Annotated in this window: 11 protein-coding genes; 2 read left to right on the forward strand and 9 right to left on the reverse strand. The window is 43.9% G+C overall.

Going from position 1 to position 11,187, the window contains the following annotated elements; translation table 11 throughout:
- Positions 1 to 39: 39 nt before the first annotated feature.
- From A6K76_RS13065 to A6K76_RS13100, 8 genes are all read right to left on the reverse strand, one after another.
- Positions 40 to 315, reverse strand: coding sequence for a MafI2 family immunity protein (locus tag A6K76_RS13065; RefSeq protein WP_066465791.1), 276 nt, complete (start codon positions 313 to 315; stop codon positions 40 to 42).
- A complete protein-coding gene (locus A6K76_RS13070; protein WP_066465798.1) occupies positions 312 to 2,936 on the reverse strand; it encodes a DEAD/DEAH box helicase in 2,625 nt (874 codons plus the stop codon). The genes A6K76_RS13065 and A6K76_RS13070 overlap by 4 nt, the downstream gene beginning before the upstream one ends.
- Positions 2,929 to 4,158, reverse strand: a complete 1,230-nt coding sequence (locus tag A6K76_RS13075; RefSeq protein ID WP_066465800.1) for a hypothetical protein — start codon at positions 4,156 to 4,158, stop codon at positions 2,929 to 2,931. Before A6K76_RS13075 ends, A6K76_RS13070 begins: the two co-directional genes overlap by 8 nt.
- Positions 4,155 to 4,829, reverse strand: a complete 675-nt coding sequence (locus tag A6K76_RS13080; RefSeq protein ID WP_066465802.1) for an OmpA family protein — start codon at positions 4,827 to 4,829, stop codon at positions 4,155 to 4,157. The genes A6K76_RS13075 and A6K76_RS13080 overlap by 4 nt, the downstream gene beginning before the upstream one ends.
- On the reverse strand, positions 4,829 to 6,706 hold the full coding sequence (locus A6K76_RS13085; RefSeq protein WP_066465803.1) for a MotA/TolQ/ExbB proton channel family protein: 1,878 nt from the start codon (positions 6,704 to 6,706) through the stop codon (positions 4,829 to 4,831). The genes A6K76_RS13080 and A6K76_RS13085 overlap by 1 nt, the downstream gene beginning before the upstream one ends.
- Before the next feature lie 319 nt (positions 6,707 to 7,025).
- A complete protein-coding gene (locus tag A6K76_RS13090) occupies positions 7,026 to 7,457 on the reverse strand; it encodes a hypothetical protein (RefSeq protein WP_066465805.1) in 432 nt (143 codons plus the stop codon).
- 109 nt (positions 7,458 to 7,566) lie between these two features.
- On the reverse strand, positions 7,567 to 8,550 hold the full coding sequence (locus tag A6K76_RS13095) for an Rpn family recombination-promoting nuclease/putative transposase (protein ID WP_083995443.1): 984 nt from the start codon (positions 8,548 to 8,550) through the stop codon (positions 7,567 to 7,569).
- A gap of 133 nt (positions 8,551 to 8,683) precedes the next feature.
- Complete coding sequence (locus tag A6K76_RS13100) at positions 8,684 to 9,439, reverse strand: class I SAM-dependent methyltransferase (protein WP_066465807.1); 756 nt, start codon at positions 9,437 to 9,439, stop codon at positions 8,684 to 8,686.
- A 105-nt stretch (positions 9,440 to 9,544) separates the two neighbouring features.
- On the opposite strand from A6K76_RS13100, the gene A6K76_RS13105 reads away from it, so the two are divergent.
- Positions 9,545 to 10,408 (forward strand): LysR family transcriptional regulator, encoded by an 864-nt coding sequence (locus A6K76_RS13105; protein WP_066465809.1) that lies wholly within the window; start codon positions 9,545 to 9,547, stop codon positions 10,406 to 10,408.
- A 57-nt stretch (positions 10,409 to 10,465) separates the two neighbouring features.
- Here A6K76_RS13105 and A6K76_RS13110 read toward each other — a convergent pair whose 3' ends face one another.
- Positions 10,466 to 10,837, reverse strand: coding sequence for a hypothetical protein (locus tag A6K76_RS13110; RefSeq protein WP_066465810.1), 372 nt, complete (start codon positions 10,835 to 10,837; stop codon positions 10,466 to 10,468).
- 157 nt (positions 10,838 to 10,994) lie between these two features.
- On the opposite strand from A6K76_RS13110, the gene A6K76_RS13115 reads away from it, so the two are divergent.
- The gene (locus A6K76_RS13115; protein ID WP_066465811.1) at positions 10,995 to 11,177 is read left to right on the forward strand and encodes a DNA modification system-associated small protein; all 183 of its coding nucleotides are present in this window, start codon (positions 10,995 to 10,997) and stop codon (positions 11,175 to 11,177) included.
- The last annotated feature ends 10 nt before the right edge of the window (positions 11,178 to 11,187 follow it).

The following is an 11,187-nucleotide window of genomic DNA, read 5'->3' on the forward strand; positions in this document are numbered from 1 at the left end:
TCCTAAAGTTCAATTTCACTTTAGAAAGCCTTTTTTCAATTAAATTCGCGCATATACCCAATGCTCATAGCTGTCAAAATGTAACGGTTCAGGATGTGTGACATATCGCTCATCACAATGCAGCACGTTCGGAAAATCCGCTAATATTTCAGTCGCTGCGATACTAAGCAACTCCATTTCATCGTCGGTCGGTGCTTCGTCAAAATAAACGTGCCAAACAAGCGTATCATTCTCGATTTTCGCGTACACCGCTTTCGTATTTTTCGTAATGCTTTGAAACAATGCTTTTTGCGCACTAATGATGAGCTGCTTCATCGTACAGGCGATGATGCATTCAAATGATGTAAAACTTGTTGCTGAAGGTTTTTCGTATCAAATGGCACGATAACGTTTTCAGCTAAATACGATTTGTCCTGGAGTAGCTGATGCATCACTTCCTCAACTGTGCCGTTTGGGAAGTTCGCGGCGTCTTGCGTAATAATTTGGTATACGTACACATCTTTCGTTTGTCCGATTCGGTACGCGCGGTCAGTTGCTTGGTTTTCAACAGCAGGGTTCCACCAGCGCGTATAATGAACGACGTGGTTTGCGGACGTAATCGTTAAGCCAACACCCGCCGCTCTCGGTGATAAAATCATGACGCCAAAGCCCGCTTGCTCATTGAACTGGCGCACCGCTTCTGGTCTGTTTGGCGTCTCCCCGTTAATGATCGGTACAGAAATGCCAAACTGCTGGCTAATGCGATGCTTCAGCAATTGCTGTACTTTTTTCAAATCGGTGAAAATCAGTACCTTTTCATTTTTTGTATGAATGTGTTGCAGCAACGTCATTACTGCCTCAAACTTCTCCGGCGTATCTTGCACTGCCTCAAAGCCGCTTAACGCATTCGTATGAGCATACAACGCACGTAAATGATTAATGATCGTTAAGCTATTCGACGTTTTCGCCTGCACGCTTTGAAGCATTGATTTGGATAGCTCTACTTGCATGGACGAAGCTTGAACGAACGTCGGATCAAGCAAATGCTTTTGTGGCAAATGCTCCTTTAACACCTCGTCTTTTGTGCGACGTAAATAATATTTTTGCAGGCGTTGCTTCAGCCCGTCGTAATCCTCATGTTTAATGTATTGCTCTTTAAAATGTGCGAGCGCTCCTAATGCACCGGGCTCGACGAAATCCATAATCGTCCAAAGCTCCTCTAGCGTATTTTCAACAGGCGTGCCGGTCATCGCTAGGCGGAAGTTCGACTGCATGGCGCGAATCGCACGCGAGCGACCAGTATTGTTCGACTTAATGTTTTGCGCCTCATCTAGCACGATGCATTCAAATTGCAGCTGCCCGATGAGTAGCTGGTCGATTTTCAGCGTATCGTACGACGTGAAAATGAGCTGCTTCTCTTTTAGTTGTGCCACTTGCTTTAAGCGACGACTGCCTTGATGAATGTAAATGCTGTTGCTTAGCTCTGGTGCGAAGATGCGAATTTCGTTTACCCAGTTGTCAATGAGTGCAATCGGCAACACGACGAGCGACGGAAACAGCTTGCCGTCTTCATATAGCTTTTGCATAAACGTAATAACTTGAAGCGTTTTACCGAGCCCCATATCGTCTGCAAGCAAGCCGTTTAATCGCTGCTCATACAAGCTCATTAACCAGTTGTAACCTTCTATTTGATGCGGGAATAACGTCGCCTTAATATTCGTTGGCAATGAATACTCGTGAACGGTCGTTTGCACATCGGTCGTCACATCATACGTTAGCTCCTGCTCGTTCCCTTTAATTTCTAAAGCGTAGCGAGCTTTCGCGTCCGTTTCTGCATCAGGGTCGATAATGCCAAGCTTTTCCTTTAGCTTTTTATCAACAAATACCCAGCTACCTTCGTGGTAAATAAACGGCTCATCTGGATTTTTTAAAATGTCGTCTCGCAGCGTATGTTCGTTCAATGAAAGCTCATGCCCGCTCTCTTTATCAAACCATGTGCGCTTGCCATCTTTCATAACCGGCGTTGGGCGCGAAAGCTTTACGAATCCAATGACGCGGTCTGAAAAATCGGCTAAATTAAACGGCTGTGACAGCTCTGGGAAAAACGCTTCTGGATTTTCAAGCAGCATCGGAATTTCCGCCCCGCGAAACACGGACTTGCGCTGAATTTGTGCGACGTCTTCACGAATCGCTTCCGGTGTGACGTAACGTTCACGCAACCAGTCTTGTTTAAACGAGCTTTTGTTTTGCAAGCTGCGTAAATGCGCCGTCTCTGCTTCATCTTTGCCGACGACCGACAGCTGTAACGTCGTATCGTCTAACATCGTCGGTTCAATCGTATATTCGTCGACGATATGATATGTTTCCTTTTGCAAAAACGAATCAAGCTCTACGCCCGCTTCAATCGCCCGCTGCTGCACGATCGCCGTCTTTTCATAGCCGCTGTCATACGTTTTATTCATCGCAACGAGCAGCTCATAAATTGGCTTAGGTAGCACGTAACGCTCGTCGCCCTTTGTGAAAAATGGCTCGTGCACACGCGCAATTTGCTTTACATTTTTACCGTTTTCATAAAGCTGTAAATCGAACGACGGGTCTTTCGCCGGCGTTCCTTGTATTTTGAGCACGCCCGTTACATGCTCGGCTTGCTTATGCAAACATAAATCTTGTAGTGCGACGACATAATCTTCGTCTTGCTGCATCGCATACAAATCCGCAATGCTTAAACGGTCGTAATCATAAATGAACCCTTCATCTAACAAAAATTCATATGCGAAGTAAAGTTGCGCATTATTCGCCTTCGTAATGTCACGAAACTGCTCAGCGCTAATTGGCAATGATAACGGCTGTCCGTCTAGCTGAAATTGAAACTGGATCGAATGTAAGTCGTTCGAGAAGTTCAACGTTAATGTTTTTTGTGGCGTCGCGGATCGTTTACGTCGAAATAAGTTAAACATGAATATCCCACCCTAACTGTTGTTTTAAATACGTATCAAACTTTGCTTGCCAATTGCCGGTATGCGTTAACCAGCCATCTTTATAAACGAGCGCTTTGTTCATAATGTGCTCTCGCTTCAAATGCTTTATCCACGCGTCGTGCTGTAATAGCTGCTCGCGATATTGTTCTACGTCATGCGCAAACGATGCATTAAACGTATGACGGTCGTACACATACGCCGCTCCTGTACCTAAAATTTCAACGATTACGACATCTGAAAAGTAAAATACAATCGTCTTTCGGTCATATAAAACGAACGCATCGTGCATATTCGGAATAAAGCGCTCCCAATAAAGGAAACGCTTATGGTCTTTGTTGCTAACGTCGTTGAAAAACTCATGAATGTTTTTGCGTAAATACCAGCGATGGAACGCCTCTTTAATATGCGGCTCCGTATTCGCCCAATACATCGGACGCTCCTTGTACGTGCGCAGCTTATCGAGAATCGCGTAGCTTACGTCCTCTAACGCCTCTAGTGCATTAGCAGCAATAAACCCTGTCGCGAGTCGCTGCGCCGTTACGTTGTCTGCCGCTTGAAGCATTTGCACAAAACGCTGCTTCTCACGCTGAAATAGCTCCACCGTCCCTCGATCAAACACGTACAGCACAATTGCTTCATAAAACGCATGCTCCTCGCGCACGAAATATAAATCGAGCACCGCTTCTATATTGCGCGCACGCTCTAATACTTTATCGCCAACAAACGACACGTGATCATTTGTTATGCGCACATATTCATGCCACGCTTGCTTCGTCTGTGCATCCCACGTTTGATTGTATTGCTCACCTCGCACTATGTATGCGCGCGATAAAATTTCCCAAAATGGCATAAACTTATTCGTCGAGTAGCACTCATGCAATAAATGCGCAAATACGACTTTTTCACTGCTTACAATTTTCGACATTTCGACAATGGCGACTTTACGCTGCGCATCGTTTACAAGCTGCGTATACACAAACGGAATGAGCCGCTTATATTTCTTTTCTAACGACTCGATCCACTTTGTAAAGCTGTCAATGGGCTCGCCAACTTTAATGTCTGTTTGCCCTCTTAACCGCTCCAACATCGAAATAAACGACGCGAGCTCATAATCGGGGTACGGCAATAAATCTCTTTTCGCAAAATGCTTTTTCACATATTCCTTCAAAAGAACCGGCTTATATTCAAAGTAAAACTTCAATTGTCATCCACCAACTTTTGAATTTCATCAATTTTTTCATCCTCTTTTAAGCGGAATAAAAACTCAACACGTCTTGACGCATCCGCATCGTACGCTCCCACTTCGGTGAAAATCGGCACGACACTGCTTCGCCCGTTCGCCGTTACGACTTTTTTTGAATATTCCTTTTGCTCAAAATCAGGGAAATCGTCGCTATAAATCGTTCTCAACACCGAAAATGCACGCTCCTGCGACAATGCGAGATTCGATAAATATTCGCCCGTATTGTCCGCGTGCCCTTCCACAATAATTGTTGAAATTTCATGTCTATATTTATCTTGCAATAAAATATCTAAATATTTCGGAATGAACTGCGCTAACGTTTCCACCCCTTCCTCGGTCAGTTCAGAGGAGTTGTAATCGTATAAAATGTTCGTCGCAAGCTGAATGGCGCCTGTATTCGGATCGATTTCTAAATTGATGTTCGAGTTGTCAAATTCCTGCATGAGTGCGGCGATAATGTCGCTTTTCACACTCGTAATTTCCTCGATTTGCTCCTCCTTTTGCGCTAAATCTTCACGATAGTCCAGCACAACAACGACTAGCAGTAAAACGAAAACCATTAACAACGCACTCATTAAATCCGCAAATGACATCCAGTAGTTCGGTGCAGTACTTCCCTTTCGTTTCATTAGTCTCTACCTCTTACGTAAGCTAATTTCTCAACCGTTTGCTGCATCGCCTCAGATAAGTTTTCCTGCGATTCTAAATAAGCACCGGATAGCGATTTGAAATGCTTAATAACGGTCGTTAGCTCTTGTTCAAATTGCTGGAACGTCGTCGTTAATCCTTTTTCGATACCTGTTGAGAAGCTGTTCATCGCTACATCGAGCTGGCGACGCGTATCATCAAACGTGCTCGCTGTCGCTTCCCACTGCTCTTTACTATATTGAACTTGCTTCGTCACTTCCTCAAGCTGCGTTTCCGATAAGCCTGTAAAGTTCTCTAAATACGTCAACACATCGTCGTTCCATTTTTGTAAATGTGGAATGAGCTCTGCTTGACGCTCCTGCAATAGCTTTAGCTGCTCCATCGTGTTATGTAACGATTCCGCCGTTCCTTCCATATGGGCAACGACTGGCGTTAACGCGTCTGCTGTCAATTCTGTTTTCGCTAGTAGCTGTAAGTTTGTATCCGCAGCGTCCGCATACGATTCCGCTGATTTCGTTAACTCCGTCGCTAACGTTTCAAAGCGCGTCGATACCGCCTCTGTTTTTTCGACTAATTGATCGAGCATCGACGTTTGAGCTTCTTGTAGTTGCTGACCGAACTTGCTAAATTGCACAATTAAATCGTTTGAGCTTTCGACAAATTCGCTTGAACGCGCTAACACTTCTTGCTGTAACGGCAACTGCGCATTCGATAGCTGCTGCACATCTTTAAGTGATACCGATAACGCCGATAGCTCCTCGGACGCTTTTTCGTACGAGCTTTGCGATTTGGCCATACCTTCTGATAACGCTGTGTACGACTGCATCATTTGCTCTGTACGGTTAAACACTTCCTCTTGCTTTGCGGCTGCAACTTCAAACTTCGTCGTAATGTCGCCAACTGCTTGCACCATATTTTCTTGAATCGATTTAGACGTATGTAACACGTTCATGAAATCTTGCATAATCGTTTTCGTGTCGTTCGTTAATGAATCGACGAGCTTCTCGCTTAAATCCGCGCTTTGATTTTGCGTCAGTTCCATTTGCTTCTCTACTAAATCGTTTTGCGTTTGCAACTGCGTTTCCATGCGACCGAATCCTGAGCGCATCGTTTCAGTAAACGGTGTAAACGCTCGCTCTAACGCATCGGTTAATAGCGTCGTCATTTGCTCTGCCTGCTGCTGCGAAATTTTTTGTAAGCGGTTTAAAAATAACTGCTCGTCGTCCACATCAAGCAATGCTGCAAACGTATGCGCATGCCAATCAATTTTTGCATCTAATTTCATCGTTGCGCGACGATCAAAATAAAGCCAAGCAAGCGACAGTACAACACCGACAACCGACGTTACAAACGCTGTCGTCATACCGCTCATTAACGTATCAATGCCACTTCGCAACTGCTCCGCATCTAACGTATTTAAATCAGACAAGCCGATAATGAGCCCGATAAACGTACCGAGCACCCCGATTGATGTATGTACACCGCCACCGACATCTAAAATGCCACGCTCACCTACTGCATACGTTAACGCCTCGACGCCAAGGTAGCGCTCCACTTTAATTTTTTCATCTTCGTCATTTTTCGATACACGCTCATAATACCGCTTCCATTGTTGAACGAATTTGGAATTGGCATCTTGTTGTTCAAACAGCTCGTTTAACGTGTAGTTCGTCCACTGTTCGTTTGGGTTGTTTTTGATTGCGGCTTCAATATTTTCTAATGCTTGATTCTCGGTCTTTTTACTTTTTTTATAACGAGCTCTCAATCCTAAAAATATAACTGCTTGAACGATAATATATCCAATTGTAAATCCGTTTAAGTTATTAAACACATTCCCAATCGTATTAAAATCTCCCACCTAATTTCACCTCTTCATTATTTTCTATTCCCATTATATAGTCGAAGGAATAATTTAGGTAGTTTTTTAGTGCTTTTCACTTAACAAAAAGGAAAACAAAAAGAAATTATACATTTCCGTTGAACGATTCGTGTGCTCCATGCTCGACAAACAAAAAAATAGCGCGACGCCGTAAAGCATCGCACTACGTTAAATTCGTTTTTCATAACAGATCTGTTGATTAGCCACTTGTATACAGCTGAATCAGTTGTTTTCAGTAGCAATACTGACATGAATGCAGCATTGTAGTGGCATGGAGCGTGCGGCGAGTTTCATAGCGTTACTTTTCCTGTAGCTGATGGATTTGTTCCAATGTTAAGCCGGTAAACTGTTGAATCATGTTCATATCAACATTCGCTGCAAGCATTTCAAGTGCCACTTTTTGAACGCCTAGCTCAATCCCTTCTTCTTTTCCTAGTTCGATTCCAATTTCAATCCCGCGTTCTTCTCCCAATTCAATCCCTTTATCCTTCGCATCACTCAATCTCGCCTCGTCATCAATAATCGCCTTCAACCGCATCTCATACGCAAACCGTGTCTCGGGTGTTTGGCTCAATTCTTCCCACGTACCGAACGCGTCAATTAAGTTTTCGTCCTTCATCGCCAATTCCTCCAATTCTTCGTAAATTTCCGTATACACTTTTTCTTTCCGCGCGTCGACCATGCCGAGCAGCAATAGCCATTTCGCTAAAATATCATCAAGTGGCTGCAATTGCTCGTCGTACTACGCTTTTAAGTACGTATACTGCTTTTTAAAATGTGAGAGCTATTGAAATATGATGTAAAAAGCCACTTCGAACAAGTTCGAGCGACTTCATACGTTACATATGTCGTTTTAATTTTTCGAGCTCGTCGATAGACAGACCCGTTGCTTGTTGAATTGTTTCAAGTTCGACGTGTAATGCAAGGAAGTTTTTCGCTAGCTGCAGTCGTTCTTCGTGGCGACCTGCTGCTTTTCCAATTTCAATCCCTTTTTCAATCCCGCGTTCTTCTCCTAACTCAATCCCTTTATCCTTCGCATCACTCAATCTCGCTTCGTCATCAATGATTGCTTTCAACCGCATCTCGTAAGCAAACCGTGTCTCGGGTGTCTGGCTCAATTCTTCCCACGTACCGAACGCGTCAATTAAGTTTTCGTCCTTCATCGCCAACTCCTCCAATTCTTCGTAAATTTCCGTATACACTTTTTCTTTCCGCGCGTCGACCATGCCGAGAAGCAGTAACCATCTCGCTAAAATATCGTCAAGTGGCTGCAATTTCTTATCGTGCCACGCTTTCAAAAATTTATTCATTTCAATAAAATGCACTTCTAACACATCATCAATCGGTCGCAAACGCTTTAGCTCCGCATCCTCATACAAATGATACGTCGTGTGGTAATGCGATAAGTCGTTAAACACCGTAAAGTTACAAATATTAATCGTAATCGTCGGCAAGAGCGTTCGATAGCCTTTGCCCTTCTCCAATTGCTTTGCAAACAAACGTGACCAATAATACAAAGTGCGTTTCATCATATCGTCTTGATTGGACAACTGCATCTCAATATTAATGTGCTCACCCGATTGCGTTTTTACAAGCAAGTCGAGGCGCGATTGCTTGTCGCCATCATACTGACCACCGAGCTCCTCGTTTAAAAACGTTACTTCTTTGATCGTATCGCGTCCTGTTCGTGCCAAAATCGCATTCAAAAAAACGATCGTAATGTGCTTATTGCGCTCGCTGCCGAACAGTTGCTTAAAGGCAAAATCTACTTTCAAATCAATCAATTTATGCAGCGGAATGCGTCGCAATGCTTGTTGATTCATCGAAAATCACCTCTATATTATTTTTGATTATAGCATAACGACGCGGTACTCCGCAGTCGAGCGAACGTGCAAAAATTGTATTTTGCGCATGCAAAAACCGAAAGTGCGGTCATCACACTTTCGGCAATATACTTTATTTATACGCGACGATACGAATGCGCTTATAGTCCGCAACCCACGTGCCATCTTTGTACAGCTTGTCGCGTGAATGCGCCACCGTTTCATTGAATACGCGCTCTTTTACGTGCGGGGCGATGCCGTCAAATAAGCTGCCGCTAAACATGTCGAGCCAGTTGCGCAGCCCTTCCTCTCCGTCAAGTGGCGTCGGACGATCGAAATGACACGCATACGCCACGCGGAAACCGACGCGCTCTAAAATCGTCGTGTACTGCCCAATTGTCGGAAAATACCACGGAAATTGCTCGTCACGATACGTAATGCCTGCCGCTCGAATTTGCGCGATCAGCTCGGTCGTAATCGTTTCAACGTTTCCAGCGCCGCCAAACTCAACGACGATGCGCCCACCATTGTTTAAGCTGTTGTACATGCTTGTCGCAACCGCTTCTGGCTCCTTCATCCAATGCAGCGCCGCGTTCGAAAAGACGCAATCAAACTGCTCAGCGTACGGTAAGCTCGTCGCATCTGCTACCGCAAACGTCACGTGCGGATATTTTGCGCTCGCCTGCTCAATCATATTTGCCGATAAATCGACACCGACAACGTATGCGCCGCGCTCATGTAACGTATTAGCTAAATCCCCCGTGCCACAGCCGATGTCTAGCACATGCTCCCCTTTTGTAACTTCGACAAGCTCGATGACACTTTCCCCGTACGTCGATACGAATGCATGCTTGTCATCATAAAGTGTTGCGTTCCAAAAATCAGTCATCTTGCTTCCCCCTTGCTCGTTTTTTACAGTATAATCGCATTACGTAATAAACAGAAATAAAGAAAAATACACATTTTAATAACGAAACGTAATTAGGAGGACATAATGGATTTCAAATGGCTCAAAACATTTATCGTCGCCGCACAATGCGAAAACTTTCGACAAGCGAGCGAGCAGCTATTTTTAACGCAGCCTGCTGTGACGAACCACATACAGAAGTTAGAGCAATCGCTACAATGTGCGCTCTTCATTCGAAAAGGTAAGACGGTAACACTTAGCGCGGAAGGACACCGCTTCTTGCCGATTGCGAAAACGATGCTCGCCCAATATGACGACGGACTACAAAGCTTCCACGCATGGCGATTTGGCTACGACAAGCAGCTAACAATCGCCGTCGCTCCGCAAATTGCATCGTCCATATTGCCCGCCATTTTAAAAAGCTTTATGCAGCATGAGCCAACGATCGACGTGCACTTGAACGTCGTCAACTCGTATGACGTTGTGCATGAGGTGCTACAAGGCAAAGCAGATGTCGGCTTAACACGCACCGAGCTAACGCAGGCAAGTTTGCATTATGACGTTGCGCTAGAAGAAGCGGTCGTGCTCATTGCTCCGTTTGACACGACGATTACAGACGAGGCACAGTTGCTAAAAGCGTACCGGCTCATTACGCACAATCACCCAGTGTACTGGGACGACTTGCTCGCTGACGTACAACGCGCTTACCCAACCGTTCAAACGCTAAAAGTAAACCAAGTCGAAGTGACGAAAAAGTTTATTGAACAAGGGCTCGGTGTATCGTACTTGCCACATTCGATGGTACAACGTGAGCTAGACGAGCAGCAGCTAAAGATCATTCCACCGACACGCATCAACTTACCGACATCGAAAACGTATACCGCAACAAAAGTCGTAACACCTGAGACGACAGCATTTTTACAATTTTTCAATGCGGCGCTCCGTTCATAACATCAAAAACCGCCACGAAATGCTCGCGGCGGGTTCACTGAGTATTTATATTTAAACTTATTCCCAATTCATCGCATCATCAGGTACGTTATAAGTATATAACATATAATCAACTTCATGTTCTTCTTCTAAATCTTCACGCTCAGCACCAGCATCAATTAGCTTTTTCGCTTCGCTACAAATTAATGGCAAAATCCATTCCATGCGTCCCATACCAATGATTTCTTCATAGTCGTCTCCATAAGCAAATACAAGTTTTGCACCACATTGACAATGGTCGTGCTCTTCTTCAACAAATTGCTTCGCTAATGCTAAGTAGCAATCTCCACAAACATGTATTAGTTTTCCTTGATCTCCGTGTACCTGAAAATAATCTGTTGGAATCGCTTCTTCTTGCATTTCAGTTTGGCATTTATCACATTTTTCCATAAAAGAAACCCCTTTCTAAAAGTGAATTCCCATCATTTTAACATATAATTAAATCCCTAGACATCATTACTTCAAAAAAAGTAGTTCTTTTATAATGCTTAAATCTCAAAAATTTGTTATAGTAAATTTTAGTATATTTTAGAAGGGAGGCTTTTCTTTGAATACAGAAGAAAAAAAACTTTTGATAAATATCGCAAAAGAGCACAATATTTCAGCTAAAACATTAGTAGATATTATTAGTTCATCAAAGAAATTTAGCTATGAGACAAACACGTCTGGCGAACGTATAAACGAATATTACGGCATGATCAAATATGCCACTAACCAACAACAAAAGTAGGTGCTAGTCA

The sequence above is a fragment of the Caryophanon latum genome, from assembly GCF_001700325.1.
GTDB lineage: Bacteria > Bacillota > Bacilli > Bacillales_A > Planococcaceae > Caryophanon > Caryophanon latum.

Bases quoted from the DNA above. Each gene is read 5' to 3' on its own strand.
- A6K76_RS13070 (WP_066465798.1), bottom strand. From the start codon at position 2,936: ATGTTTAACTTATTTCGACGTAAACGATCCGCGACGCCACAAAAAACA.
- A6K76_RS13105 (WP_066465809.1), top strand. From the start codon at position 9,545: ATGGATTTCAAATGGCTCAAAACATTTATCGTCGCCGCACAATGCGAA.
- A6K76_RS13065 (WP_066465791.1), bottom strand. From the start codon at position 315: ATGAAGCAGCTCATCATTAGTGCGCAAAAAGCATTGTTTCAAAGCATT.
- A6K76_RS13100 (WP_066465807.1), bottom strand. From the start codon at position 9,439: ATGACTGATTTTTGGAACGCAACACTTTATGATGACAAGCATGCATTC.
- A6K76_RS13080 (WP_066465802.1), bottom strand. From the start codon at position 4,829: ATGAAACGAAAGGGAAGTACTGCACCGAACTACTGGATGTCATTTGCG.
- A6K76_RS13110 (WP_066465810.1), bottom strand. From the start codon at position 10,837: ATGGAAAAATGTGATAAATGCCAAACTGAAATGCAAGAAGAAGCGATT.
- A6K76_RS13095 (WP_083995443.1), bottom strand. From the start codon at position 8,550: ATGAATCAACAAGCATTGCGACGCATTCCGCTGCATAAATTGATTGAT.